Origin of the sequence: Ruegeria sp. HKCCA5839 (assembly GCF_013035585.1) — a bacterium.
In the GTDB taxonomy this organism is placed as follows: Bacteria; Pseudomonadota; Alphaproteobacteria; order Rhodobacterales; family Rhodobacteraceae; genus Ruegeria.
This window is the reverse complement of the sequence record NZ_WQIE01000008.1, coordinates 1-25986: the sequence shown is the minus strand read 5'-3', so window position 1 is coordinate 25986 and position 25986 is coordinate 1. Positions and strand designations below refer to the sequence as shown.

At 52.6% G+C, this 25986-nt stretch carries 22 protein-coding genes; 13 read left to right on the top strand and 9 right to left on the bottom strand.

What is annotated here, in order from left to right:
* Positions 1 to 102: 102 nt before the first annotated feature.
* Positions 103 to 789: a GntR family transcriptional regulator gene (locus GOV38_RS18455; RefSeq protein WP_171209348.1), complete on the bottom strand. Its 687-nt coding sequence runs from the start codon at positions 787 to 789 to the stop codon at positions 103 to 105.
* A gap of 78 nt (positions 790 to 867) precedes the next feature.
* Between GOV38_RS18455 and GOV38_RS18450 the strand changes: the two genes are divergently transcribed.
* A complete protein-coding gene (locus tag GOV38_RS18450) occupies positions 868 to 1932 on the top strand; it encodes an AbrB family transcriptional regulator (protein ID WP_171209349.1) in 1065 nt (354 codons plus the stop codon).
* A gap of 605 nt (positions 1933 to 2537) precedes the next feature.
* On the opposite strand, the gene GOV38_RS18445 is transcribed toward GOV38_RS18450, so the two are convergent.
* On the bottom strand, positions 2538 to 2837 hold the full coding sequence (locus GOV38_RS18445) for a hypothetical protein (protein WP_170418729.1): 300 nt from the start codon (positions 2835 to 2837) through the stop codon (positions 2538 to 2540).
* 569 nt (positions 2838 to 3406) lie between these two features.
* On the opposite strand from GOV38_RS18445, the gene GOV38_RS18440 reads away from it, so the two are divergent.
* From GOV38_RS18440 to GOV38_RS18430, 3 genes are all read left to right on the top strand, one after another.
* Positions 3407 to 3922 carry a DUF805 domain-containing protein gene (locus GOV38_RS18440; RefSeq protein WP_171209350.1) on the top strand — a complete coding sequence of 172 codons (516 nt, stop codon included), beginning with the start codon at positions 3407 to 3409 and terminating at the stop codon, positions 3920 to 3922.
* 73 nt (positions 3923 to 3995) lie between these two features.
* Entirely contained in the window at positions 3996 to 4766 is a 771-nt protein-coding gene (locus tag GOV38_RS18435; RefSeq protein ID WP_171209351.1) for a hypothetical protein, read from the top strand.
* Positions 4750 to 5286 carry a hypothetical protein gene (locus tag GOV38_RS18430; protein WP_171209352.1) on the top strand — a complete coding sequence of 179 codons (537 nt, stop codon included), beginning with the start codon at positions 4750 to 4752 and terminating at the stop codon, positions 5284 to 5286. The genes GOV38_RS18435 and GOV38_RS18430 overlap by 17 nt, the downstream gene beginning before the upstream one ends.
* Before the next feature lie 437 nt (positions 5287 to 5723).
* On the opposite strand, the gene GOV38_RS18425 is transcribed toward GOV38_RS18430, so the two are convergent.
* Entirely contained in the window at positions 5724 to 8867 is a 3144-nt protein-coding gene (locus GOV38_RS18425) for an efflux RND transporter permease subunit (RefSeq protein WP_171213028.1), read from the bottom strand.
* A 12-nt stretch (positions 8868 to 8879) separates the two neighbouring features.
* Positions 8880 to 10040: an efflux RND transporter periplasmic adaptor subunit gene (locus tag GOV38_RS18420; protein WP_171209354.1), complete on the bottom strand. Its 1161-nt coding sequence runs from the start codon at positions 10038 to 10040 to the stop codon at positions 8880 to 8882.
* Between the two features lie 87 nt (positions 10041 to 10127).
* On the opposite strand from GOV38_RS18420, the gene GOV38_RS18415 reads away from it, so the two are divergent.
* Complete coding sequence (locus GOV38_RS18415) at positions 10128 to 10769, top strand: TetR/AcrR family transcriptional regulator (protein ID WP_171209355.1); 642 nt, start codon at positions 10128 to 10130, stop codon at positions 10767 to 10769.
* 260 nt (positions 10770 to 11029) lie between these two features.
* Here GOV38_RS18415 and GOV38_RS18410 read toward each other — a convergent pair whose 3' ends face one another.
* Positions 11030 to 11503, bottom strand: coding sequence for a cupin domain-containing protein (locus GOV38_RS18410; protein ID WP_171209356.1), 474 nt, complete (start codon positions 11501 to 11503; stop codon positions 11030 to 11032).
* Between the two features lie 36 nt (positions 11504 to 11539).
* Between GOV38_RS18410 and GOV38_RS18405 the strand changes: the two genes are divergently transcribed.
* Positions 11540 to 12172, top strand: a complete 633-nt coding sequence (locus GOV38_RS18405) for a TetR/AcrR family transcriptional regulator (protein ID WP_256368678.1) — start codon at positions 11540 to 11542, stop codon at positions 12170 to 12172.
* Positions 12173 to 12455: 283 nt separating this feature from the next.
* Positions 12456 to 14222, top strand: coding sequence for an adenylate/guanylate cyclase domain-containing protein (locus GOV38_RS18400; protein ID WP_171209357.1), 1767 nt, complete (start codon positions 12456 to 12458; stop codon positions 14220 to 14222).
* 576 nt (positions 14223 to 14798) lie between these two features.
* Here the strand turns inward: GOV38_RS18400 and GOV38_RS18395 are convergent.
* Entirely contained in the window at positions 14799 to 15725 is a 927-nt protein-coding gene (locus GOV38_RS18395; protein WP_254430576.1) for a LysR family transcriptional regulator, read from the bottom strand.
* A 60-nt stretch (positions 15726 to 15785) separates the two neighbouring features.
* On the opposite strand from GOV38_RS18395, the gene glyA reads away from it, so the two are divergent.
* The 3 genes from glyA to GOV38_RS18380 all read left to right on the top strand — a co-directional run bounded on the left by glyA (position 15786) and on the right by GOV38_RS18380 (position 18871).
* Positions 15786 to 17096 carry a serine hydroxymethyltransferase gene (glyA, locus tag GOV38_RS18390; RefSeq protein ID WP_171209358.1) on the top strand — a complete coding sequence of 437 codons (1311 nt, stop codon included), beginning with the start codon at positions 15786 to 15788 and terminating at the stop codon, positions 17094 to 17096.
* A gap of 265 nt (positions 17097 to 17361) precedes the next feature.
* On the top strand, positions 17362 to 17718 hold the full coding sequence (locus tag GOV38_RS18385) for an adenylate/guanylate cyclase domain-containing protein (RefSeq protein ID WP_171209359.1): 357 nt from the start codon (positions 17362 to 17364) through the stop codon (positions 17716 to 17718).
* The gene (locus GOV38_RS18380; protein ID WP_171209360.1) at positions 17687 to 18871 is read left to right on the top strand and encodes a hypothetical protein; all 1185 of its coding nucleotides are present in this window, start codon (positions 17687 to 17689) and stop codon (positions 18869 to 18871) included. The genes GOV38_RS18385 and GOV38_RS18380 overlap by 32 nt, the downstream gene beginning before the upstream one ends.
* A 647-nt stretch (positions 18872 to 19518) precedes the next feature.
* Here the strand turns inward: GOV38_RS18380 and GOV38_RS18375 are convergent.
* On the bottom strand, positions 19519 to 20133 hold the full coding sequence (locus GOV38_RS18375) for a response regulator transcription factor (protein ID WP_171209361.1): 615 nt from the start codon (positions 20131 to 20133) through the stop codon (positions 19519 to 19521).
* 135 nt (positions 20134 to 20268) lie between these two features.
* On the opposite strand from GOV38_RS18375, the gene GOV38_RS18370 reads away from it, so the two are divergent.
* Both GOV38_RS18370 and GOV38_RS18365 read left to right on the top strand, forming a co-directional pair.
* A complete protein-coding gene (locus tag GOV38_RS18370) occupies positions 20269 to 20748 on the top strand; it encodes an oxidoreductase (protein ID WP_171209362.1) in 480 nt (159 codons plus the stop codon).
* 46 nt (positions 20749 to 20794) lie between these two features.
* Positions 20795 to 23356, top strand: a complete 2562-nt coding sequence (locus GOV38_RS18365) for an ATP-binding protein (RefSeq protein WP_171209363.1) — start codon at positions 20795 to 20797, stop codon at positions 23354 to 23356.
* Positions 23357 to 23936: 580 nt separating this feature from the next.
* Here GOV38_RS18365 and GOV38_RS18360 read toward each other — a convergent pair.
* Positions 23937 to 24770 carry a c-type cytochrome gene (locus GOV38_RS18360; protein ID WP_171209364.1) on the bottom strand — a complete coding sequence of 278 codons (834 nt, stop codon included), beginning with the start codon at positions 24768 to 24770 and terminating at the stop codon, positions 23937 to 23939.
* A 42-nt stretch (positions 24771 to 24812) separates the two neighbouring features.
* Positions 24813 to 25286 (bottom strand): cupin domain-containing protein, encoded by a 474-nt coding sequence (locus GOV38_RS18355; RefSeq protein WP_171133940.1) that lies wholly within the window; start codon positions 25284 to 25286, stop codon positions 24813 to 24815.
* Between the two features lie 36 nt (positions 25287 to 25322).
* On the opposite strand from GOV38_RS18355, the gene GOV38_RS18350 reads away from it, so the two are divergent.
* Positions 25323 to 25955, top strand: a complete 633-nt coding sequence (locus tag GOV38_RS18350) for a TetR/AcrR family transcriptional regulator (RefSeq protein WP_256368677.1) — start codon at positions 25323 to 25325, stop codon at positions 25953 to 25955.
* Positions 25956 to 25986 lie beyond the last annotated feature (31 nt).

Below are 25986 nucleotides of genomic sequence, written 5' to 3'. Positions count from 1 at the left end.
CGCTTGCTTTGGTATCAGCGGTGGTTATCGCTGCGGATCTGTGAGCGTTGCCAACACCAATTAGTCTGAGGTCGTACTCTTCGGTCCGAGCGGCCACCGCGCTTACGCTTGGTGGTTCTCATCCGACGAACGGTCACGTTGTTGCAACGCGCGAATACGCATTCTTTGAGCCGCTTCAATATGAGCGCGCATTTCCGTTTCAGCTGCTGCACCGTTTCGTTTCTTCAACGCTGCCATGATACGTTGGTGTTCTGTGACAGCGGCCTCTGATCTTTCGCTGTCCAACAACTGTGATGGCCCAAGGATCAGCAGCGCTTTTTGCAAAGACAACATGGATTTAGCCAGAAACCGGTTCTTCGCAGCGTCCAGTAGTGTAGCGTGGAAAATACGATTAATCCGAATTGCCTCGGGGCCAGTACCCGCGTCGGCCAGGTGTTCGTTTAGGGTTTCGAGCTCGTCCAGTTCAACATCTGACGCCGCCCGCGCAGCCAACCGCGCTGCGGTTCCTTCCAAAACCGCGCGCATCTCATAGAGCTCCATGACCTCGGCATAATCCAGAAAACGCACCGTCGCGCCCTGCCTGGGAACATGCGAAACCAACCCGTCAGCCTCCAGTTGACGGATTGCCTCGCGTATCGGTGTACGACTGACACCCAGTCTCTCTGAAAGCTCTATCTCGCGAAGACGTTCACCCGGCGAAAGGCTGCCACTTCGGATTTCGTCCAGCAGGCGTTGATAGACCGAATTCCCCTGCGGGCCGTTCTGAATTGGGTCGTCTTGAAACGTCATCTTAAGGCCTCTTGCGCGCGTGTGTCCTGTTGCATACAATTGAATACAATCTGGGTCAATAACTCTGGAACGGTCGTTTTGCTCTTCCGAACCAACGAACATTCTCTGGCAGTTAAACGCGCCGTCACTTTGGGTCTGGCGCTTTTGGGGACAGGGCTTTTCTGGGTGTTGGGCTTGCCGCTGCCATTCCTATTTGGCCCGATGAGCGCGTGTCTGATTGCGGCCCTAGCCCACGCCCCGATGGAGGGTTTTGGGCAAGTTTCCATTGCCGCTCGCACCATCCTCGGGGTGGCGGTTGGCGCGTCGATCACCCCATCACTATTCGTCGAATTACCAAAAATGGCAGCATCCGTTGCCCTTGTTCCATTTTTCATTTTGCTAATTGCGTTGGTCGGGGTGCCATTCTTTCGCAAGGTTTGGGGCTTTGATACGACCACCGCGTTTTACGCAGCCATGCCCGGCGGGTTGCAGGACATGATCATCTTTGGCTCTGAGGCCGGGGCCAATCCGCGCACTTTGTCCCTGATCCATGGAACGCGTGTGCTGATAATTGTCACGCTTGCCCCGCTGTTTCTGACAGTTTTTTACGACGCGAAGCTCACAAATCCAATCGGGGAACCCGCGCTTGATCTGCCGATTCACGAGTTGGGTCTAATGGTTTTGGCGGCTTTTGTTGGCTGGAAAGGCGGAGAACGGATCGGATTGTTCGGTGCGTCCATCCTTGGCCCCATGATCGTGACCGCTGCACTCTCACTCGGCGACTTGATACACACCCGACCACCCCGAGAAGCGATTTTGATAGCGCAGTTTTTCGTTGGCTGCGGGATCGGTGTGCAGTTTTTGGGTATTACCTGGGTCGAATTGCGCAGAATCGTGGCAGCAGGCGTTGCCTATGTCATTGTTCTCGCAGCACTGGCCGCCGGTTTCACTGCTGCTATTACGACATTGGGATTTGGTCAGCCGGTCGAGGCCTTTCTGGCCTTCGCCCCTGGTGGCCAGGCCGAAATGACCGTTCTGGCAATCGTTTCAGGTGCCGATCTTGGCTTTGTGATCATGCACCATCTTACCAGAATTGTACTGATAATCATCGGCGCACCGATAGCGGCCAGCCTGATCTTACGACGTTCCAAACCTCACAACTAGTCGCGCGCTCGGGCTACCACCGCAGAAACGCGCGCCTAATTGAAAAGGTCTGAGGATTTCAGGTCAAACTCGTCGCAGATCACAAGACCTACATGCGAATGAGGTACCAAATGAGAATGAACCAAGACCATATCACTGTCTGCAGAGCACGATTTTCCCGTTAGCTCGCGACAACCGCCATTTCTTCCAATGCAATCAAAGGAAAGTGGCGGACCGAGGAGCAACTATATATTTTTTGTAATTATTTGTTTAATTTTAATAAAAAAAATAGCCATAATACACATACCACTAAATATACCCCACTGAACATAGAATCTGGTGTTTCAGAGCCTCAGGTTCGAGCATGATACAACGACCGGTAAGACGTAATATAACAGACACTCACACAGATTGCAGCAAACGACTGCTTTGAGCCCAAAGTGCCAGATGCTGCAGCCCGCGCTAACGACGGCAATGCGCAGAAAGCTGACTTTGCAAAGTTGCCGTTCAAAGTTTCGCTTGCCTACAGAACAGCGAATACGATGATGGTGGTTCTACAAACCAAGTCGAGCCTCAGAAGACCAAGCCTGTGCTGCGCAGCCGATTTCAGCTACGCAGCAGACAGGTCACAATGCGCCTTCGTCACCCAGGAACTCGATACCAGCTGTCGTGCCATCACTGTAAGCAATGCAGTTCCAAGGAGCGCGATCCTCGCCAACGCCGACTGTGACCTGTGTTCCCGCCTCGCTAAACGCGGATGAGAGCACCACGACTTGTGAATTGTTCGTTGTGCTGGCTACATCTCGCAAACACGCTTGCTGAGCCGGCGTGAGTTCGGCGGACGCGCTTGATGTACTCGTATCGTCGCAGGCCGCAAGCAGTGCGAAACATGTCGTGCCTGCAATCATCACCATCTTGTTAGACATTTTCTTCTCCCTCTGGTTCCCTTGAAATTAGTGAAATTGGATGGGCTTGTTTGAAGTTCTCGCGTCAGAGCGGGCTATGGAACATACTTCGACCCTGTGATTTCCCTTTCCAACAACTTGTCGCGGGGGGCTTGGCGGGCAGAGCGATTTTACTTTGACTACCGAGACCGCCGACGACGTGTGAAAGCTGAATGACGACACTGGCAAAAGCTCGAGCGAATTCTGGAAATAGGGCGAGTACGTTTAGTCTGAGCATCGCGTCCTCCCAGCGCTCAATCATTGTAAAGTGCCTTCCGACCGCCAGCACTCACTCCAGCAGTCGGAAGGGCTCGGCACAGCGAGCAGCAACGACAACAACGGAGGTAAAATAAAGTTGTGTCGAATTCGCATGTTTGAATCTAATTTTTAATAAATCAATATTTTTTCCGCGCGTAAAATTCTTTACGCTCTCGCACGATAGGCTTCTGCTTTCAAACAAAAAGGTAAGAGGGAGCATCCTTAGGGGCGAGTGCGTTCTCCCGAGCGGCGAAGCGTTTGAGACCGCACAGAAAGTAAGAATGGAGTGAAATATGGGATTTGGTGAAGCAGTTAAAACGTGTTTCTCGAAATACTTCCAGTTCTCCGGTCGAGCTTTACGCTCAGAATACTGGTGGTTCTTCTTGTTCGTAGTTCTCGCGAGCGCTGCTTTAGCTGTGCTGGATACGATCATATTCGGGACCAACCCAGAAACTGGGCAAGGATCTCGGGTCCTGTCCTCTGTTTTCCAACTGGCTGTTCTCATACCTATGCTGGCCGCCGGTTGGCGGAGACTGCATGATACAGGACGACCTGGCTGGTATTTGCTGCTGCCGATGGCGCTCAGCATTACAACGCTCTTTGTTATGCTGGGTGGGGTGGCGTTCTTCTCGGTATTGGAGCAAGGGACCGAGAACCCTGACGCATTGCGAGGACCTGCGGCAGTCCTGGGCGTGACCGGTATTGTTGTTGTCTCAATTCTTCAATTGGTTCTGTCCATTCTGATGATCTGGTGGTTGACGCGCCCTTCGGAAGAAGGCGCAAACGAATACGGCGAACCTGTTTCCTGACCTGGTTGTCCAGGCAACAAGCCGGCACCTTTGCTGAATGACAGTGCGAACCGCAGCGCCATGGAGAGAGAAAATGAGTTGCAAGCCGATTTCCCTTGGAATGTTACTGATGGCTATGGCGACCACAGCATCAGCGGAGTGGTCGTTCAGTTCCGGGCCTAATCCCAATGCATTTATTCAGACCGGAAACATGACGCTGGAACTTCAGTGTAACCGTATCCGATTTGCTCCAGCTGGATATGAGGACAGCCAGGACATTGTGGAGAAGCACGGGCTTTCCATTCGATTTTTGAAGAACGGCACCACCGAAGTTGGGGCATTTCAAGTTGGCGCAGAAAACGCGGCTTTGAAGATCGTCGACAATTTTCCTGTCGAGGTCAGTTTCAATAGTCAGCAAGACTATGGTTTTGTGCTGGACCAGCTTGCGGCCAATGCATCGGTTAATTTGTCGATGATTGATCAAGATGTCAGCTACGGAATCTTTGACTTGAAGGGTTCCAGCGCGGCAATCCGGTCCCTTCGTTCCGCCTGCGAGTCAGATATTAACCAGGGGGCCTCCTACGAAGCGCCCGAAGGCATTGTCTATTGTGGTGGCGGGGCGATAGAGCGCGTGATCGAACCCGTAATTTTGGACAATCCAGAGGGGGAGTGGGACGCGCGAGTAACGGTCAACGGCGAGTCGATCAGAGCCATGACAGCCTACAGCTACTTCGGAAACTCTGAGCCACCGGCCGGATTTGTCGTCGCCCTTCTTGGTGAAGACAGGTCCGAATTTCTGATTTTTAACGAAGGCTCGGCAAACTGGCTGGAATATGGGGACTACAGGTATGAACAATGCAATTGAAGCCACCTTCCAACCGGCTTCCCAATTGGCAAGTTACTTGAAACGTTTGGTATCTGTGATCCTGCTTGGTTCGGGCCTGGTTTGGATCTCACCAGTTGTCGCGGCTGACGTTTCGCACCTTCCAACCGGTTTGCGAGCAAAGGTTGATCTGGCGGCGCAGGCATGCGCGGAGTTCAACAACGGTCAGTTTGACTTAGATTGGGGCGCGGTTGAAAGGGTCGATTTCGACGGAGATCTACAACGCGACTGGGTTTTGAATGAGGCTGGTTTTGCGTGTTCGAGCGCCGCATCTCTTTACTGCGGAACTGGCGGATGCATGTCGCACTTTTGGGTAAGCGAAGAGGTGCACTCCTTGCTGAACCAAGGCTGGACAGTCGTTGATTTTGGGCGTCAACGCGTTGTTGTTGCGGATATTCATGGATCCAATTGCGACGGAATAAACCCAACGCCTTGCGTCACCGCCAGTGTTTGGGATGCGGAAGCTAAGACGTGGCGCTCGTCTGCTGGTGATTGGGAGTAAACTGTAATTGGGCACCAAAGATAAGCCTGAGAACCTTTTTGTTCGGTGGTTCCTTTGTGGCATGCAAACTTGTGGGCAAACTTCCAAGCTTTTCTTTTATGAAACCAATGTCAGAAACGCAGCGTTATGAGCGCACCCACATCCGGTCGCGGAAATTACAAAGTCTTGTCACGATTGTTCGCTTTGGGTGGATTGCGGTCCTTTGGAGTAAAAATGCGGATATCCGCAAAGTCCGCACAGCGGTCATTCAAGCCGAGTGCTGCGAATAGCTGCTTTGAGCCCTTGGTTACCGATGCTGCACGATGCACGAATGCCGAAAACGCGCAGAAACCAGACTTTGCGAAATTCAGCGTGCGGCCCCTACCAGAAATGGGCCTTGCTTCGAACAAAGACGGCTTTGAAGCATGCCAACTCGTAAGGCGAAGTAATCTCAATACTCATTCTGCCACAAGCGCGACAATTGCTTCTTGAGGCTGGGAAGGTTGGTTGTTTGCCTCGAGCGGTTTGTCGAGCTTACCACGATACACCAACGCAAACATTGGCGGGGTGAAATAAAACGATACGACAGTCGACAACAGTACACCCCCGGCGATTGCAACGGCGAATGGTGGCCAAAATGCTCCACCGCCTATGATTAAGGGTAGGAACCCGCCAAAGGTTGTGACCGTTGTTGAGATGATGTGCCGACTTGAACCAGTCACAACACGTGCCATGGCCGTTCGGTCGCCTTGGCTTGCGTCAACGTCTTGTTGCAAACCGGTTAGAATTATGATCGCCGCGTTGATCGAAACACCGATCGAGCCGATGACTCCTATGATCGCCGTAATTCCGAAAGGGAATTGCATAACGGCCAGCGACAGCATGGAAAGGCCTGCAGACAATACGCACACGACCAAGGTCACGAGGGTCAGCCGGAACGAATTGAAGGTCAGAACGATGGTCGCGATGGAGAGTGTGACAATCAAACCGACAGAGGCAAGAAGATTGCCCACAGTGTTGGATCGGGCATCACTGTCGCCGCCTAAGGACATCGAATAGCCTTGCGGCAACATAAACCCAGATGCATCAAGCGCTTCGAGTATGTCCTGCAAAGCCTCTTCGGGTAAAACACCGGGGACGATAAACGCCTGTATGGTGTTTTCACGCACGCCATCCGTTCGGGTTATAACGCTTTCCGCAGGTTCGATCACCGGTCTGGCTAGTTCCGACAAAGGTACCGCGGGGAAAACTCCGATCGCGGATATGGCGGCGGCATTGGGCAGCAGGATCGGCATACTGACAATGGCGCTTAGGTCTGATCGCACCTCGTCGCCGAGACGAACACGCACCGGCAACTGTTCAGTCCCTTCGATCAGTGATCCACCGGTGATGCCAACAAGCGCTGTGTCCAGCTGACCAGCTATATCGGCTACGTCCAGTCCCAGCAGACGCGCTTTGACCTCATCAATCTCGAACCGGATTTGAGGGTTGCCGCCGTTCACGCTGGCGCGCGCCTGGGTTACCAGATCGAGATTGGCCATGACTGAACGCACCTCGTCGCCCAGATTACGTAAAACCGTGACGTCCTGCCCCTGAATTTTGACTTCAACCGGTGCGGCGACCGGAGGGCCCTGAACAAGACTGCGAACGATGATCTGCGCGTCAGGAAAGTCGGTATCCAGACGACTCTGCAACGTTCCAACAAGGCGGGCGGCGTCGTCGGCCGTGTCGGTCGTGATCATAGCTTGTGCAAACCCAGGCTCGCGTGAGCGGTTTCCAACGATGTTGTAGTAGAATGCCGGGCCGGACTCTCCGGCGGTCCAGTAGACACTTTTGACTCCGTCGTCGGCCAGTAGCATTTCATCGATCTGGCGGGCGGTTGCTTCGGTGGTGGCAATTGACGTTCCACCCGGCATGTCGACTTCGATATAGAATTGGTTGCGGTCGACGCCCGGGAAGAATTGCGCGGTCAGCGTTGGAAAGGCCGCAAAGCCAAGCACCGGCAAGATCAATGCCAACGCGATAGATCGCACCGGATTGGCGACTGACAATCTAATTGAGGCCTCGAACATACGGGCAAGTGGCGGGATGCTGATACCGCGGCTCAGCATTCCTGCGTCTGGGCGATCGGACAGTAGCCAGCCCGCAATCGCCGGGGTCACAGTCAAAGCCACAACCAGGGACCAGACCAGCATAAGAACCACGGCTATAGCGATGGCGCCGACAAAATCGCCTGCGGGTCCCGGCAGCAAGATCATCGGCGTGAAGGCAAGCGCCGTTGTCACGGTTGATGCCAGCAGTGGCGCGGCCAACCTGCGAACAGCATCTCGCACGGCTGCAAGTCGCTCCATGCCAACCTGCAGACGACGTCGGATTTCATCGGTCATCACGATGGCTGCGTCAACGAGCAGTCCGAGGGCAACAATCAGTCCGGTCACAGACATCTGATGGATTGGCAATCCAATCATGTTCATCGTCGCCAGGGTCGCCAATGAGACAACCGGCAAAACCAAAGCCACAATCGCGGCTGCCCGAACCCCTAACGTAACAAACAAAACTGCCACGACCAGAGCCACGCCAATGGCCATGTTGACCCCAACCTCTGACAAACGATCCGTCGTGTACTGGCTTTGATCAAACAGCAGTATTTCCTGCATGCCCAAAGGTACCGACGCGGCGCCGGCATCAAGCTCATCCCGAAGGAAGCCTGTCCAACGGTCGATCTGTACGCCGTCCTGCGCCAGAATCCCGACCAAAACGGAGGGCTTTCCGTTGGCAAACGCGATTGAGGACTGCGGTTCGCGTGCGCCACGGTCTACGCTGGAAATATCTCCGAGCTTCACCACTGTACCGGCTGCGTTTTCACGCAGGACGATGCTCCGAATGCGATCCAAACTCTCAATTTCTCCGCTGACGCCGATGGTCAGGTCGACATCAGATTGCAACCGCCCAGACTGAACCTTTCCGTCTGCTTCGGCGATCCGCTGGGAAATCTCGGCAGCGCCAAGCCCAAGCGCAGCGGCCTTGTCCAGATCCACACTTACGAGCACCTCTTCTTCCGGCTGACCGAAATAGTCCACTGCTCGCGTGTTAGGTATCGCACGCAATCTGTCGCCCAGTGCTTCGGCATGACGTGACAGCAAAGTTAACGGAAAGCCCGGATCCTCGGCTGCAACTGCAATGACCGCAGAATAGGCAGAAATGCCCTTGGCATCGAATTCCGGTGGCAATACTCCTGTGGGAAAAATCTGGCGCGCATCTTCAACGGCGTCCCGAGCCTCGGCCCAAACCTGCTCAATGGTGGCTTCATCGAGCGTTTCCAGCAACTCTACCGAAACAACCGACACGCCCGAGCGGGATACAGAACTGATCTCATCCACCTCGGCGATTTTCCGCAGTTCTTCTTCGATTTCTGCAGTCACCAGCGCTTCAACCCGTTCTGGATCTGCACCCGGGAACTGTGTCGTTACAGTTGCGAAGAGGTTGGTGATCGTAGGGTCTTCTTGTCGCCCAAGAGACAGGAACGAAGACAGACCTGCGGATACAAGCACTAAAACGATTAGGGCAACCAGCCTGGGGTGGCGAAAGGTAAGGGTTTCCATCAGATCGCTCCGTTACTCGCCAGTGTTGAAGGCAACGCGTTGACCAACGCTGACTCGCTGCGGCCCCTGATCGATCAGGACGGTGCCGTCCGGAAACGCGCCACGCACAAAGACGCGGTCGCCTTCGGCATGCAGCACTTCGACCGCCGCTAGCCGCACAGTTTTTTGCGCGTCGGCAACGAGCAATGTCCATTGCCCGCGCGTTCCTTCCTTCAGAGATGTTGTAGGCACCCAGGTCCCCGCACTTTGGACGGGATCGAGTACATGCACACGTGCGGTTTGTCCGAAGGCAACGTCCGGCGCGTTCTTCAAACCGAACAGCGCGGTGCGGGTTCGGGTCACCGGGTCAATATCGGGCCGTAAAGTCGCAAGCTCAGCCTGATAGCTTTGACCTGCAATTTCGATTTCAATGTCAGTCAGCAGCGCCGGATCAACATCGAGAGGGATACCTATCCGAACTTGCGGCGACACGACCTCGACCATACCCAGAACCAACTCGCCCGAGCGCAAAGTTTCACCGCCATCCACGTGTCGCGCGGTTATTTGACCCGCAAACGGAGCCTCGATACTGGATTTCTCGATTCGAACGGTCACATCACGCAAGGCCGCATCTAACTCGCCAATCCTGGATAGCAATTCATCCTGCTGAGAAACGGCCTCGTCCAAACGGGCTTGGCTGGTAAAGCCTTGTTCAATTAGTTTCGCGTTTCGCTCGACCGTTTTCTTTGCAAATGAAAGTTGGGCTGCAATGGCGTCACGTGATGCTGTCAGACGGTCGCGTTCGACCTCCAGCAGTGCGATGTCCAGTGTCGCAAGAAGTTGACCCTTGGCAACCTCATCACCTTCATCGACCAGAATTTGATCCAGCGTCCCGTTCAGTTCGAAAGAGATATCTGCCGAACGCTGAGGTTCGACCTGCCCGATGAATACACGGTCGACTGTGTAAGCGCTCTCGGACGTGATCGGTGTCACGGACACGGGTGTCACAGCGGCGGCATCCGGTGCGGGTACAGCGTCCGCTCTACGGGTGAGCTCGGATGCGCCAAAGTAAACGGCGGCCGCTGCAACAGCTATAAAACTGACGGTCACTCCCAGGCGCACAGTGCCGCGCAACACACGTGCAAGTGGGCTCGGTTTGGTCGCTTCAGTAGATGAAATTGCAGGATTCGGCATTTGGGGACCTCATCAAGTTAGCGTCTCTAACATATGTTAGAAGTTCTCACTTTGACAAGAGATACGTGATCTGGCACATGTTGGATCATGAGCAGCACCGAAAAAAATCATCCGACAAACAGACAAGCGGCTGGTCTTTCCGTTAGCAAGAAAGCCTATCATCACGGCGATCTCCGCGCTGCACTGATCGAAGCAACCCGACAGTTGGTTGAAGAAAAAGGTCCGGACAGTTTTTCTGTATCCGAGGCGTGCAGACGCGCGGGCGTATCAACCGCGGCACCTTACAAGCACTTCAAAGACAAGACAGAAATGCTGGTTGCCACTGTCCTTGAAGGAATGGATCGGCACCGAGACAAAATGCTTGCCGCGCTGGAAGGTGTTCCTGAAGGATCTCCCGAGCGCCTTACTGCCATAGGAATGGAGTATATTGCCTTCGCGTTAAATGAGCCCGGAATCTTCAGACTGAAATTTGGCGGCTTCACAGACCGTATTGCGGACCCCCGGCTGGAGGAAGGCGGTCAGCAAAGTTTCGGGATTCTTTTAACTGAAGTAGCAAAGTGTCTCGGTGAACCGGGAATCACAGACGAAGTTCGCCGCCGTGGTTTTTTGTTGTGGAGTTTCGTGCACGGGCTGTCTTTCATTCTGCATGACAAAGGGCTTGCGGAGAAAGGCGAAGAATTCGATCTTCATACCCTTCTTGAGGATGTTTCGGAAAGAATGCTGAGTTGAGCGTTCTCTAACCAAAACGAACTCAACCAAGCACTGAGAGCAGACCATCTAAGCCGCTATCCCGCCTACGCTTGAACGATTACTCTGGTTCACATAGAAGACATTTTGGGAAAGCTCCGCGAATGTCCGCTATCCTGTATCGCAAGGTCTCGTCGTGAATGTCGGCGTCGAGTTGAGCCAGTATTGCAAGGTAGGGTGTACGGCAGAAGCTTTGTACCAAATCCTCCGTTTCGCAACCCGGAGTTATGCACGTGCGTTCGTTAGCTGGGAACGTCCGCAGGCGCCAGGATCGTCATTCCCACTCGACCTGCCACCGCCATGATCGTCGGAATGTCTGGTGGTCCATCTGGCGCAGGAATATCAGTCGTACCGTCAGGCATTGCCTCACCAGCCTCGGTGAAGAACGTGTCGTGCATCGCGCCTGGCGAGTTAATACACAACAAGCGACCCGGGGTTTCTCCAGTACACGTGAACGCGTGAACGGCTCCCTCCGGCACTTTTACGAAATCTCCGCTCCGGACACCGCGCGTTTCGCCATTTACAAAGAACTCAAATTCTCCCTCCAGAACGAAGAAGCTCTCGTCCTCGCCGGCGTGATGATTGGGCGGCGCACCAGCACCTGGGGCGGTTTTGATTTCAACAATTGTGTAGCGATCTCCGGTGTCCGCCGGAAAGGCGTGGAACGTCAGGAGATTTCCGAGAAGGTGATAAGTTCGAGGGCGAGGCTGCGTCATTTCGACTGTTCCCAATGCTTGCGATTCTATTCGTTTATGGTACACAATTCTATTTATGAGACAAGTGTATCATTAAGTGAGGTCAGTTTGGCACCCCGAACCAACCAGAAGAATAGAACTCGCGAAGCTCTTCTAACCGCGACACGAGAGCTGATGTCCGAGGGAAAAGAAGTGACGTTGGCCAAGGTGGCAGAGCGTGCGAGGACCAGTCGCGCGACGGTCTACAGATACTTCTCAGACCCCGGGGTTCTGGCCCTTGATGCCACATTAGACATCGAGGTGACACCGACGTCCGAGCTTCTAGAAGGAATAGATGACGTTCGAAGTCGCGTGCACGCCGTGGCGCGCTACTATCTCGACTTTTCTCGCGATCACGAAGCCTACTTTCGTCAGTTTCTGGCAGAATCCTTGAAGGCTGCGTTGGAAGACGGAACGGTCAAAATGCGCGGCGCGAGAAGACTGGCTGCCTTTGCCGAAGCGCTCGAACCGATCCGCCCCGCGATGAGACCAAGCGAGTTCGAAGCTCTGACACAGCGCCTATCAATGACCTCGGGAATGGAGCAATTAATCATACTCGAGGATATTCTTCGTGTCGATCAGAAGACCGGGAATCGATTGCTCGAAGGCCTCGTTGACGCGTTGTTGGACAAGTATTTGCCAGGAGCATGAAGTGACGTCGCCAATGTCCGAATAGTCCGCAAAGCAGTCGTTCACTCTGAGTGAAACGCACGACCGCATCGTAAGCCAATTCGGACAGTTGCAACGACCTATCCTGCTCGTGCCTGTGCTTCATACATACGAGGCATTTCCTGGATGTTTTCGGAGTGTCTTAGGCTAAAGCGCTTATTTTATCGGATTGCTTTAGGCCTCAATATTTCCTGTCAATTCCGCGCAATCGATTAAAGTTTTCCGAGCTGCTATACTGCCGCAGCTTGTTAACCGGGAGACCAGCATGGAAAGACGCCTTGCCACGGTGCTTGCGACAGACGTTGTAGGATACTCCGCTTTGATGCAACGCTCTGAAGCGGATACAATTTCGCGCCTAAAACGGTTGCGTAATATAGTAAGCGAATTAGCGGAACGTCATGGTGCTCGGGTGATTAGTTGGGCCGGTGATGGAGCATTGGCAGAGTTCGCTAGCCCGGTTTCCGCGGTACGAGGCGCATTTGAATTGCAGCGCGAGCTTTCTGCCCCGCATAATAGTCAGGAAATCGGCCTCCAACTGCGGATCGGCATACATCTTGCCGACGTGGTTGTTGATGGGAAAGATCTGCTTGGAGACGGCGTGAACATTGCTGCGCGGATCGAAGCAGAGGCTGAACCGGGCGGGGTTTTGGTCTCGCACGCCGTTTTCGAACAGGCTAAACGCGGCGCGCAAGTTCGGTTCAAGCCAATTGGTCACCGGCGTTTCAAAAACATCGACGAAGCAATCGAGCTTTATTCAGTCGAGGGCGATCTCGGATTGCATAGTTGTATGCTTACAAAGGGGTTGCCTCAAACACAGGCTACTAAACCCCAGCAACGCGACAATGGTGTAATCGTTCTTCCGTTCCAAAACCGCAGTACAGATCCAGAGCAACAATATTTTGCGGAAGGTTTCACAGAAGATGTGATCACAGAACTCTCGCGATTCACCGAGTTATTCGTGATTTCACGAAACGCTAGCTTCTCTTTGGAAGAGCGCGATTGTTCGCCCGATACGATTTGCGGAGAAACGGGAGTTCGTTACGCCGTCGAGGGTGGCGTACGTGTTTTGGGCGAACGCGTCAGGGTCTCAGCGCGTCTTTTTGACGGGTCTAGCGGTGCTCAAGTTTGGTCTGAGAATTATGACTGCGAAGTGGACGAACTGTTTGATGTTCAGGACGATATGGTTGCCAAAATCTCAGCTGCCGTCGCAGGACGTGTCGAACAACAAGCAGAAAAAACGGCCAGGGAAAAACCGACCAGTGACATGGCCGCTTACGATTGCTTGAAACGTGGGCTTCACCATCACCGCATTGGTGGTGTCACGCGCGAGAATGCTGAAACCGCAATGAAGTGGTTGAAAAAGGCTTTGGAAAAAGACCCGACGTTCGGCAGAGCTCAAGCATGGTTGGCTTGCGCCGTCGCAACGCGGGACGAATGGCTTGGGATAAAAGATGACGATCTTTACTGGGAAATGGGGCGTCGGGCGTTAGAGTTAGATAGCAATGATGCTGAAGTCCACAGGATCATGGGGTCACTGTCTTTGTACAAGGAAGACTTTGACAATGCACTTTATCATTACTCGCGCGCGCTCGAAATAACGCCAAACCACGCATATATCGTCGCCCACGCGGGAAATGTTCACAATTACTTAGGCGATGGGGAAAAGGGGCTTGTTTTTCAAAGGCGTGCCGAAGCACTTGATCCGTACCTTCCGGAGTACTGCCGAGAAGTTGGAGTAATTGCACATTACACACTAAGAGATTGGGAAGCTTGTTTCCAGGCGGCAACGGCATTCCCGCGACTTACCCGTCGCGCCGCCGCGTACAGAGCCGCCGCCGCTTTGCATTTGGATGATACAGAGCGGTTGAAACGGGCTATTCGAAGACTAGCCACGATAGATCCAGAGTTCGATTTAGAAGGGTTCCTTTCTATTGAGCGCTTTCAGGACAGTCAGCGCAATGAACAACTCCGCGAAGAGATGTCTCAGGTACTAGGGTTTATGAACGAAGGTCTATTGCACGCAGTCGTGTGACAAACTTTTGATACTGAGATGAATATAGCAGCTAGCAACCTAACTCTATAGCATTCTTCAGCTTTGTAGGTGGCTGGTTGGATCATTTTTCAATGAACTTTGAGCCCGCACATAGATGCAATGGGTTTGGTCTTTTGTGGACCCGCGCTCAACACAAACAGCAAGTTCGCTGGATATATTGCGAATAGCCCGTATTGGATTTTTCTGGTGAACCGATGGCATTCCAACCCTCTGTCTCCAACTTAGTCACGGTTTTGGCCAGCAGGTCCAACGTTGGTTATTGAATCAGTCTTTCGAAATTCGGCATCTGTACATCTCCATTCCAATCTACCGCATGGAAGTGGAGTGCGCCCTTCTAAACAGCTAGTTGAATTCTGCCAGAAGCTTTTTCGATCTTGCCAGAAGCACTTGGGTCGAAGCGGGCAGATTTAGGAGTCTGGGAACTTGAAGCTAAAGATTATTTTGTCTCTAAAAGGCGCTTGTGTAACTGATCTGCTGGTATTCGGACAACGATGCGCAGCACAGCGAATGACCGCACCGAGCCCAAAGCGGACATATTCGCCGTCTCAACAAGTCTCATCCGTCAGGGTGCCGTCCTTCCTCTCGAAGTAGACTAACGACCTCGTCGATCCCAGGATGGCGTCTAGATCTATGTGGAAGCTCGAGAGCCAACACCCGACCAGTTCTGATGTTTTCGGATGAAACCTTCGTGAGCTGCCCTGACCGAAGCGCCTGCTCGACCAGGCAACTATGTCCCATAAGCACGCCTGCCCCAGACTTCGCTTCTTCCACGGCAAGGGCATAGAGCGAGTATCGCGGCCCTCTTAGGGGATCACCAACTGAAACACCCGTCGCCTCTGACCACATGGACCAGTCTTCTTGCCACGACTGGTCGTGCAGCAACTGTGCGGCCTCGAGATCGAGACCATCTGCCATCTTCGGTGAACAAACGGGGAGGATTTCGTCTTCCGTAAGCACGATCTGATCCGATGTTTCAGCCTGGACGGGAAAGAACACCGAAAGATCAAATTGTTCTCTCGACAGGCTCGGAGGGGTCTCCATCGCGGTTACAGAGACATTCAGATCGGGGCGCTTCTCGCGCAGTTTTCCCAAGCGCGCCGGTAGCCACAGCTGCGCAATTGAGGGCAAAGCGGCTATGTGGATCTCAGGGTTCGGCGCCAGATTTCGCAAACTTTGCGTAGCCGCCGCGAGGAGATCAAAGGCATTTGTGAACTCTCCTGCCAGCTTGCGACCAGAGGAGGACAAAGAGACGCCGTGGGCGCTTCTTTCAAACAGGGTTGTTCCAGCCCAAGCCTCTAAAGCTTTTATATGTTGAGATACCGCACCGGCCGTGACGCCCAACTCCTCTGCCGCAGCAACGAAACTTTCCAGCCTTGCCGCAGCCTCGAAAGCGCGCAGAGCATTAAGGGGTGGACCCTTGGGGCGACGTGGTAGGACCGCCATAAACATAAGCCTTAGTTTTTCTACGCCAAGAAATAGCAAAACTGGTTTGCGTTGTCATGCGATCTGTCCAATCTGTGTGCAGCCAAGGAGTGAAATGCGATGACCATAGAAATGAGAAACTGGGTGCCGGCCGACAGCGAAGCACTGGTCCAGAAGATCGCGACCGAAACATCACGCACCTCATCCAAGGCGCTGCTGGACCGCATTGAGCATTTAGCCATCCGAAACCGGGAAATCCACGAGCAAGAATGCTTCAACCTAAATCCGGCAACCAATGTGATGAACCCGAGAGCTGAAGCATTACTGTCTTCAGGAATTGGGTCTCGCCCGTCGCTTGGATACCCGGGCGATAAATATGAGATGGGTCTTGAAGCCATCGAAGAGATCGAAGTTATCTCCACTGAGCTCTGCGCGGAAGTTTTCGACGCGAAATTCGCAGAAATCCGCGTGCCTTCTGGCGCGATTGCGAACCTCTATGGCTTCATGGCCACCTGTAAAGCCGGCGATACGATCATTGCGCCTCCTGCGTCGATCGGAGGGCATGTAACACATCACATCGCAGGATGCGCTGGGTTGTTTGGTTTGCGTACAGTAGATGCACCAACCGATGCCGATGGCTACACCGTCGATCTTGACGAGTTGCGCGCGCTTGCGCGAAGGGAGCGTCCCAAATTGATCACGGTCGGCGGCAGCCTAAACCTTTTTGAGCACCCGGTAACAGAAGTACGCGCCATTGCAGATGAAGTAGGTGCCAAGGTCATGTTTGACGCCGCGCACCAATGCGGGATCATCGCAGGAAAAGCCTGGCGTAGCCCGTTGGTCGAGGGTGCGCATTTCATGACCATGAGCACGTATAAGAGCCTTGGCGGCCCTGCAGGCGGTCTAATCGTTACAAACGATGCTGAGATCGCAAGAGCTCTGGATGCCATTGCATTCCCTGGCATGACAGCAAACTTCGATGCCGCAAAGTCAGCTGCTCTTGCGGTGACGATGCTTGATTGGCGCGACTATGGACGAGACTACGCTGCCGAGATAATCTCCATGTCCCGCGCATTGGCCCAGAGCCTCGACGCTCAAGGTGTTCCAGTTTTTGCCGGGCGCGAGGGCTTCACGGCCTCTCATCAATTCGCTGTTCTGGCTGAACGCTTTGGCGGTGGACAGGCTGCATCCAAGACCCTGCGCAATGCCGGCTTCCTGGCTTGCGGCATTGGTCTGCCTGTGCCTGAAGTCGAAGGTGACATGAATGGCCTGCGTATAGGTACACCCGAGTTGGTGAGATGGGGCATGACGTCTGATCACGCCGGCAGATTGGCTTCTCTAATTGCTCGGGGCCTGAAGGGCGACGATATTGCTGCCGAAGTGGCTGACTGGCGACGCGACTTTGCGAGTGTGCACTTCGTTCATGGCTAAAATTGCTTGAGTTTGCCACTAGAGGATGGATGTCCGTTTCGTCCGCATAGCCGACATCGGCTCCTTTGTGTGTAGTCAAAAGTCCGCATTGAGCCCAAGGTTTCCATCACGCTGCAACGTTGCGAATGACAGCTGGCTTACGCTCAGAAAGGCGCGTTCTTCGGCAACGACGCCCAACCTTATTGTGTCCGACCCGCGGATTTCGCCTGTTGCTCTGGCAGTTGCAGCAAGTAGTCTGCTTTGGATATCGACGGGGGGTCAAGAATTGAGTCGCAAGCTGGCCGCTGTATTGGCCGCAGATATAGTTGGCTATTCAAAGCTCGTCAGCGAGGATGAGACAGCCGCTTTGGCAGCGTTGCGGGAGTTCCGCGTCAACTCGGTTCGTCCATTTGCGACGCAGCACCGGGGTGAGATTGTAAAAAGCATGGGCGATGGCTGGCTGATTGCCTTTGCCAGCGCACAGGATGCCGTGAGTTGTGCGATCAAGCTGCAAGGTGCGCAGGAGGAACACAAAAAGATCAAGCTTCGCATCGGCGTTCATATTGGCGACGTTACGCGCGAGGACGAGGATATTTTTGGCGACGGTGTCAATGTCGCCGCGCGTCTGGGTGCGGGCGCCTGATGGCGCGCGCATCACCGCATCGACACGCGAACTGGGTTTCCCGCGCCTCATGGTTCAGCCTGTGCAAACCAAGGATGGTCGGGCAGATGTGATCGGCCTGGCTGAGGGGCTTGGGTCGGATATCGGTCTCTACCTCAACGCGGTAGCCTGGCTTGAGACCGGTGCAGGGTATGAACTGACGCAGAACTTACGGGCTCAAGGAGAGCGTTTGCGGCTGGAGTGCCGTCTGTCGGCACCAAACGGAAGTGTTGTCTGGTCTGCGAAACACGATGGAACGCTCGCAGACAGTTTTGACTGGCAGGACCAAATCGGCGAGGTCGTTGCAAGCGAAGTTCTGGGTGTGATTCTGAATGTCGAAGGCGAGAAACTGGGCAAAATCCCTCAGCAGGACCTGACGGCACAGCAGTGTTCTTTACTAGGCAAGATGAGCTTTCGGAACCAATCGGAAGAGAATTTCGTCACGTCCATCGGCTATCATGCCCTCGCAATTGAAAAGGATCCGACCTTTGGGCTGGCCTATGCAAATGCACTTTTTGAGACGGCAGGCGCACGAACTCTCCATTTCGAAAAAACAAGAAAATTCGCTGCAAAAATGCCTGAATGGACCGCCGCTGCGCGCGGGGCTCACGCTTCGTCGCCATTGCTACAAGTCGCTCTAGCCTGTGTGGATTACCAGAAAGACTTTGACCCAACGAAATTTCGCCCGGCCATTGAACGCGCGGTCTTGCGCGCACCTTTTGATGTAGAAGTTCTAAATGCCTGCGCATGGGGGTACATCTGGATGGGCGACCCGGTTCCTGCACTTTCTTTGTTTGAGACCTTTCGGAAACTTGGGCGACTTAGCCCGTATTGGAACGTGGCCCTGGCAGGTTCGGCAACCGCGCTTGTTCAGAGTGGGCGGTTCGAAGAGGCCATAGAACTCGCACGGAAAACGATCCGTATCGCGCCCGACTACCGATCACCCTACATGTCGCTCGCCTCCGCTCTTGCACATCTTGGAAAGAAAGACGAAGCAACAAAAGCAGCCAGCGAGGTTCTTAGAATCGATCAGACCGTTTCCATTTCAAACATCCGGGCAACGTCGAATTATGGAGGAACGCCAGAAGGCGAGCGCTATCTCGAAGGCCTTCGCCTCGCCGGGCTTCCAGAATGATGATTTGCTTGGCTTTGACCGTCACCTGTTCCGGAAAGCTGCCATTCAACTGTTTGACCGCAACGTCCGGAAAGTCCGCAAAGCAGACTCGCACAAAAAACCTGCGAATGACCGAACAGAGCCCTAAGCGGGCATTTCTGATAGTTAGGCTCTTTGCGTTTAAGGTTTGCTTTGTATCAAAACTGTCGCTGAAAAGATTTTGACGAAAGGCTGAACAGCTACGAGTTTAACTCAATCACGTCACACCGATGTTTTTTCTCGATTCCAGCATTCAGATTTCCTATACTAAAGTAGCAATCGGTGAGTGGTTGCTTTATTTAATCGATTCTGGTCGCTCCTCCCAACTGTGGGCGGAGCGACAAATTTTTTTTACGATGCTTGACGAAAAGCGTTCGAACCAGCTTCTTGATCCGATTGTTTGAATGCTTCATTTGTTTTCCTCTAAAATAAGTTAGGCTAATATTGCCGCTTTCCAAGTTCACTGAGTTTTTTTGCTGCGCTCGAGCATAACGCAGGGTTTACTACTGACCGTTCTAGAGTTCGCGAACAAGACTAAGGTCTAGGATAGGGGCGGGTCCACAAAAGCAACGTGAACTGAGCAAATCGGATACTTCACATCGATCGGGCGAGCGTTCAAAAGGTCCTAACTAAAGCCGGGAGTTCGAATTTGCTAGCAAAGCGGCTTGTGTTCTATTACTCACCCGCAGTTTTCCGAGAATATTCGTTATATGAAACTTCACGGTTACTTCTTTTAAACCTAAATCTTGCGCTATCGATTTGTTGGATTGACCTGATGCCAGCATCTGTAGGATCTGCCTCTCCCGAGCTGTTAAGCCATAGATTTTCAGTCTGTCTTCAGATTGTTCCAGAGAATTGTCACTTGAGTGATCAACAGGATTATTCGCAATCAGTTCGTTGATACTAGATAGCATCAAATCCACAGGCATAGACTTTGGAAAATAGGCGAGCGCCCCAAGTTCAATGGCTTTATCCGCAACTTCAGGAGAGGCCACTCCGGAAATTATCACTGTTTTCTGGTTTGGAAACCGCGATCTGAGTCTCACTAGACCCTCTAACCCGTCCATTCCTGGCATCTGATAGTCGATAATGGCGAGATCGATGTTTCTGAAAGCTGAAAGCGATACGTATGCTTCCTCAGCGCTTGAAGCTACCTTTACTTCAAACCCAGCTTTTTCTGTCAGATAGGCGGCCAAGGTGTCGCGAACCAGTTGGTGATCATCGGCTAGTAAAATGGTATGCATCGACGACTAGGGTGCCTCCGAAAAAGAACTATTGTCCACCAAGCGGCGATTGGCTCGACTTTCCTTACAGTATGTTCGCTGCCCAATTAAATGGTAACATCACTGTAACACCATGCATTTGGGGAGGCCAACTCTATGATATCAAAAAGTGTTCTGAGCATCGGTTTAGCACTTGTCGCGATGTGTTTTTCATCAGCTAACGCACAAAATTCAATTCAATTGACGGTAGTACTTGTTGGGGGAGAGCAAATAGAACTCTCATTGGAGGACTTGGATTCGTTGGAACAGGTTTCCTTCTCTACTTCTACAATTTGGACTGACGGAGTCCGACAATTCAGCGGCGTGCCGGTTTCCGGCCTGCTCGGGCACCTCAACGCCGAAGGTAGTCTGCTTAAACTATTCGCTTTAAACGATTATTCAATAGAAATGCCCGTTGCAGAGTTGGAGGCGGAAGTGCCGATAATTGCGACCCGTATTGACGGCGCCACAATATCGGTTCGTGAAAGAGGACCTTACTGGATAGTGTTTCCGTTTGACGACAGTCCTGACTATCAGACAGAGTCGACTTTCGCTCGCTCAATCTGGCAGTTGCAACGAATTGTTCTCCTCGAATGAGTTGTAAGCGACTCTAATCTAAAAGGCAGAGACTCGGGGAGTTGTGATGCAAGATAAACTGGCCAGGATTCTTATTCCGGCATCCGTGTTATTTCTTGTTGCGCTCGTGGTTGCCTTGGGGCGGAATCTTTGGCTTGAACAGCGCACTTTGTCCACTGCTGGTAACGAAAATGCCCAGTGGACAATTTTGCAGCTGGACACTGAGTTTGCTAATTTGCGTTCTGTTTTGCTTGGGGAATCTTCAAGTCTCAGCCCCGACAATGCAAGGATCGACATACAGACCCAAATCGCCTTGAGCCGAATAGACCTCGTTAGTGAGGGAGTCGCTCGAGAAATAATCGAGAGCGATAACCGTGCTACGGAGCTGTTGCAACAACTCCAACAATTCGCCGAAGAAGCTACCAAACTTACTCAAAGTGATAGCCTACCCGCTGTTGTTGATGAACTTTTCGACTTGACGACACTTTACAAGCCAGTGGCAAGAGAATTGTCGTTGCTGGGAGTGTCTATCGGAGCCGAAAGAACTGAAGCTCGCCGACAAGAGTTTTCATCAACTCTTAGAAATGCCGGTGTGATCGCAACTTCGGTCGTCATTTTATTGGCTGCTGTGCTTTTGTTTTTGTACAGAATGTTGCGGATATCAAGGAAGCGCGACCTCGCACTTCGCGAAACGACAGCCCGGTTAGAGTCGACAGTTTCAGCTTCGCTTGACGCTATAGTGATTGGAAATGAGAAGGGAGAAATTGTAGAATTTAATCAAGCTGCTGAGCATGTTTTTGGCTCGAAGAAGAAGGAAGTTTTAGGTAGAAAAATTGAAGGCACGATTCTGCCTGCTGTACCTTCCCAAGAAGGTAATGAGGCCGATAATACCGAACTTCCCAATCTTCTTTCTGGGTTTTCTGAAAATAAGCGAGTTGAGATTTTAGGGACTAGGCGAAACGGGGAGGAATTCCCGGCTGAAGTCAATGTCATAAGGGCTTCAAAGGCCGGTAGCCCCTTGGTTGCCGTTTACCTGAGGGACATAAGTGAAAGAAAGCGCAATGAGCGAGCGCTATTGGAGGCCAAGGAGAAAGCAGAGCGAACTGATAGGGCAAAATCTCGGTTCTTGGAGATAATGAGCCATGAAATGCGAACTCCTATCACTGGCATCCTAGGAGTTTTGGACCTCCTCAAGACCACAGACCATACGGAGAAACAAAGCCACTTCTTGGAGGTGGCCATCGCGTCTGGAGAAATTCTGCTGAAGCAGGTAAACGAAGCCCTTGATATTGCGCGAATAGAGTCTGGATCTCCGGTTCTGTCACCTGCTAAGTTCAACCCACACAATAAAATATCGCAAGTCATTGCAATTCTTCAACCATTGGCGATGGCAAAAGGATTGAAACTGAAAACCGACCTTGATCCTGACTTGTACGGCTACTTCATTGCTGACGAAGTGCGTGTCGGCCAAATCGTTACGAACCTGGTTGGAAACGCTATCAAGTTTACTTCCGTTGGAAGTGTCAATGTCAAGTTGCGCGGCAACATCTCGCAGCAGATCACTAACTTAATTTTGACTGTCTCAGACACGGGAGACGGGATACCAGAAAACCAATTTGAAAAAGTTTTCGAAGACTATGTGACTCTTACACTAGACAAAGGTCGACTGCCTAGGGGAGATGGTCTTGGACTACCAATTTCAAGAAAAATTGCGAGGATGATGGGGGGAGACATTACTGTTTGCTCACAGTTGGGACGCGGAAGTCATTTTACCCTAACTATACCCATGAAAAAAGCGTCCGACTCTCTGCGAAATGGACCTAAGATCGATCACTTAAACTCAGTAAGATCCGCCCCGAGTGTGCAGAAACTTTCTGTTCTCGTCGTTGAAGATAACGCCGTCAACAACTCGGTTCTTTGTGAAATGCTATCAAGCTTGGGTCACGACGTTCAAAGTGCGCTCTCAGGGGACGAAGGATACGAATTGGCAATGAGCACAAAGCATGATGTCATTCTTATGGACATTGGTTTACCTGACACTGATGGGTGTAAACTGACTGAGAGGATCAGAATGTCGGGTGGCCCGAACAAAATCAGTCGGATTCACGGGCTTTCTGCTTACGATGAAGGGGAATATCTCGAAAATGCTCTGAAATCTGGCATGGACGGTTATTCAACCAAACCAATTCGCCTCCGGGATCTCCAAAAGGTATTGCTGGGAGAACCGTTGGATTCGGGCCCTGTGAGGGGAGATGCATCTTTAATTGATACAAAAATACTGCAAGAACTTGGCGATACACTAGGTCAAGCTCAAATGGAGGATGCTCTGCGGGAATTCTTCGAAGAGATGTTCAATTTCTGTGTGGAACACGAGATGCTTCCTGATTTGAATGAGAGAAGGGAACTAGCATCCCACCTACATAAGCTCAGCGGTGCAGCCGCTTTGTTCGGTTTTCGCTCGTTGACGAAAGTTGTTGAGCACACCCGTAAGCAAGCTGTCGAGGCAGATACAAACTCACTAGAAATCGCTTTAAGCCGCTTAAAGCAAGAGACCGAAGAGACTCGCCGGAGAATGGAAAAACTAGAATTCTTTAAGAAAACTGACGGTTCGCGCCCGCACACTAGCTAGTTTTTTGTCTACTTTTGGCGAGTTCTGTCTTGCCGAGCTATTCTAATTGGTAGGTTGATAAAATTTATCGGCAGCAGATAATGCGGAGATCAAAAACAAAAGAACGGTACTCACTCACCGGAACAAACTATCGTTCTTAGCCCGCCGACGCTGTTCGGCGGGTGTTTTTGTTGGTCTGGTCGAAAAAATTTGGGTCGAAGCGGGCAAGAAGCTGTCGTCGCTTCCAATCAACAAAACAAGGTAGCCATCCAAGTACTTGAAAAACAAGACCCGTGATCATTCGTCCGGCTGTGAAGCTGAATGTGTGGTTCTCTCTTCGCTTCGAAATGTAAGAAGCCTCACACACGAGCGTGGCATCGTAGCAAGTCATGTAACTTTGCTCGTAATACGGTAGTGCAGATCACCTTCATACGCCGCTCTGAAGAAACGGCAGCTTTGTCCGCATGGCGGTCATTCGAGCCTCTCGAAATAATCAATTACCGATTGAAGCCGCTCAGTGACTACTAGTAGCCAGAGCTCGCGCTTGAAGACATCTCCGACAAGGCGCTTGAGTAGGATACTTGTTTTGAACCAGTGCGTATTATGGATCGGGCAAGGGTAGGATCGTCCGCAGGTACAAAACGATTGCCTCTAGATCTTCCGAAGTCATTGTAGCGTAGTAAGCATACCCCATCGGGGGAAGCATCCGACTGCCATCCGGTCGCTTGCCCACTGTGATAATCGCCTTCAGTTCATCATCGGAATAACCTGCAAGACCGTCTTCATGGCTTGTAATGTTGGGCGCGACGGAGACTCCCCATGGCCCGTGGAACTCAAAACCACCTGCGCCGAGATGTGTTTCGAACATCGGCCCAGTCGGTCCGAAAGTAGTATGACATTCCGTACAATGCGCCACCGGCCCCGCAAGATACGCACCGTAATCGACACTAACGCCGCGAGGAGGCGCAGAGACAGTTTCGATCGGCGGCCCGTAGGCAGGTGGAAGTGGGAAGTTGTAGGTCGAAGCAGGGGTTTCGTTGTCGCTGGCCGGTACTGTGCGCAAGAACATGACCATCGACATGAGATCATCGTCACTCAATCCGCGATAAAGGCCAATCGGCATCGGGGGGCCAATCAACGTACCGTCCGGTCGGATGCCCTCGCGTATCGCTTTGGCCAGCTCCGCGTCGCTCCAATCCGCTACACGGCTGCCGGGCGTGATATTGACAGCCCAGGCCTCCATCATCTCATTCTTCTCAACCATCATGCCGCCCAACTCGTTCGACATGTCCGGTCCGTTTGGACCTTGTGGTGTGTGGCAGTTACCGCAGGCAGCCGGTCCCCGAACCAGATACTCTCCTCGCTCGACGCTCGGCTCCGCGAAGGCCGACAGTGGCAGAAGCACACTCGCGGCGGTCAACAGAACTCTGTTCATTTCTCATGCTCCCGAATTTTGGGTTTGTGCGCTGTAGTCGGGTTAGGCAGGCGCTTCGTCGGGCGTCAGGATGGTCATGCCAACCTTATCAGCCACGGCCATGATTGCCGGGATATCGGGAGGCCCGTCAGGCTTCGGTACTTCTGTCGTTCCATCCGGCATTGCCTCACCAGCCTCGGTGAAGAACGTATCGTGCATCGCGCCTGGCGAGTTAATACACAACAAGCGACCCGGGGTTTCTCCAGTACACGTGAACGCGTGAACGGCTCCCTCCGGCACTTTTACGAAATCTCCGCCTCGGACACTGCGCGTTTCGCCATTTACAAAGAACTCAAATTCTCCCTCCAGAACGAAGAAGCTCTCGTCTTCGCCGGCGTGATGATTGGGCGGCGCACCAGCGCCTGGGGCGGTTTTGATTTCAACAATTGTGTAGCGATCTCCGGTGTCCGCCGGAAAGGCGTGGAACGTCAGGAGATTTCCGAGAAGGTGATAAATTCGAGGGCGAGGCTGCGTCATTTCGACTGTTCCCAATGCTTGCGATTCTATTCGTTTATGGTACACAATTCTATTTATGAGACAAGTGTATCATTAAGTGAGGTCAGTTTGGCACCCCGAACCAACCAGAAGAATAGAACTCGCGAAGCTCTTCTAACCGCGACACGAGAGCTGATGTCCGAGGGAAAAGAAGTGACGTTGGCCAAGGTGGCAGAGCGTGCGAGGACCAGTCGCGCGACGGTCTACAGATACTTCTCAGACCCCGGGGTTCTGGCCCTTGATGCCACATTAGACATCGAGGTGACACCGACGTCCGAGCTTCTAGAAGGAATAGATGACGTTCGAAGTCGCGTGCACGCCGTGGCGCGCTACTATCTCGACTTTTCTCGCGATCACGAAGCCTACTTTCGTCAGTTTCTGGCAGAATCCTTGAAGGCTGCGTTGGAAGACGGAACGGTCAAAATGCGCGGCGCGAGAAGACTGGCTGCCTTTGCCGAAGCGCTCGAACCGATCCGCCCCGCGATGAAACCAAGCGAGTTCGAAGCTCTGACACAGCGCCTATCAATGACCTCGGGAATGGAGCAATTAATCATACTCGAGGATATTCTTCGTGTCGATCAGAAGACCGGCAATCGATTGCTCGAAGGCCTCGTTGACGCGTTGTTGGACAAGTATTTGCCAGGAGCATGAAGTGACGTCGCCAATGTCCGAATAGTCCGCA

Excerpts from the sequence above, each read along its gene's own strand:
- GOV38_RS18380 (WP_171209360.1), top strand. The coding sequence starts at position 17,687 with ATGTCGCCGCGCGTCTGGGTGCGGGCGCCTGATGGCGCGCGCATCACC.
- GOV38_RS18360 (WP_171209364.1), bottom strand. The coding sequence starts at position 24,770 with ATGAACAGAGTTCTGTTGACCGCCGCGAGTGTGCTTCTGCCACTGTCG.
- GOV38_RS18375 (WP_171209361.1), bottom strand. The coding sequence starts at position 20,133 with ATGCATACCATTTTACTAGCCGATGATCACCAACTGGTTCGCGACACC.
- GOV38_RS18370 (WP_171209362.1), top strand. The coding sequence starts at position 20,269 with ATGATATCAAAAAGTGTTCTGAGCATCGGTTTAGCACTTGTCGCGATG.
- GOV38_RS18435 (WP_171209351.1), top strand. The coding sequence starts at position 3,996 with ATGAGTTGCAAGCCGATTTCCCTTGGAATGTTACTGATGGCTATGGCG.
- GOV38_RS18410 (WP_171209356.1), bottom strand. The coding sequence starts at position 11,503 with ATGACGCAGCCTCGCCCTCGAACTTATCACCTTCTCGGAAATCTCCTG.
- GOV38_RS18365 (WP_171209363.1), top strand. The coding sequence starts at position 20,795 with ATGCAAGATAAACTGGCCAGGATTCTTATTCCGGCATCCGTGTTATTT.
- GOV38_RS18400 (WP_171209357.1), top strand. The coding sequence starts at position 12,456 with ATGGAAAGACGCCTTGCCACGGTGCTTGCGACAGACGTTGTAGGATAC.
- GOV38_RS18440 (WP_171209350.1), top strand. The coding sequence starts at position 3,407 with ATGGGATTTGGTGAAGCAGTTAAAACGTGTTTCTCGAAATACTTCCAG.
- glyA (WP_171209358.1), top strand. The coding sequence starts at position 15,786 with ATGACCATAGAAATGAGAAACTGGGTGCCGGCCGACAGCGAAGCACTG.
- GOV38_RS18415 (WP_171209355.1), top strand. The coding sequence starts at position 10,128 with ATGAGCAGCACCGAAAAAAATCATCCGACAAACAGACAAGCGGCTGGT.
- GOV38_RS18425 (WP_171213028.1), bottom strand. The coding sequence starts at position 8,867 with ATGGAAACCCTTACCTTTCGCCACCCCAGGCTGGTTGCCCTAATCGTT.
- GOV38_RS18350 (WP_256368677.1), top strand. The coding sequence starts at position 25,323 with ATGGTACACAATTCTATTTATGAGACAAGTGTATCATTAAGTGAGGTC.
- GOV38_RS18420 (WP_171209354.1), bottom strand. The coding sequence starts at position 10,040 with ATGCCGAATCCTGCAATTTCATCTACTGAAGCGACCAAACCGAGCCCA.
- GOV38_RS18355 (WP_171133940.1), bottom strand. The coding sequence starts at position 25,286 with ATGACGCAGCCTCGCCCTCGAATTTATCACCTTCTCGGAAATCTCCTG.
- GOV38_RS18455 (WP_171209348.1), bottom strand. The coding sequence starts at position 789 with ATGACGTTTCAAGACGACCCAATTCAGAACGGCCCGCAGGGGAATTCG.
- GOV38_RS18405 (WP_256368678.1), top strand. The coding sequence starts at position 11,540 with ATGGTACACAATTCTATTTATGAGACAAGTGTATCATTAAGTGAGGTC.
- GOV38_RS18430 (WP_171209352.1), top strand. The coding sequence starts at position 4,750 with ATGAACAATGCAATTGAAGCCACCTTCCAACCGGCTTCCCAATTGGCA.
- GOV38_RS18445 (WP_170418729.1), bottom strand. The coding sequence starts at position 2,837 with ATGTCTAACAAGATGGTGATGATTGCAGGCACGACATGTTTCGCACTG.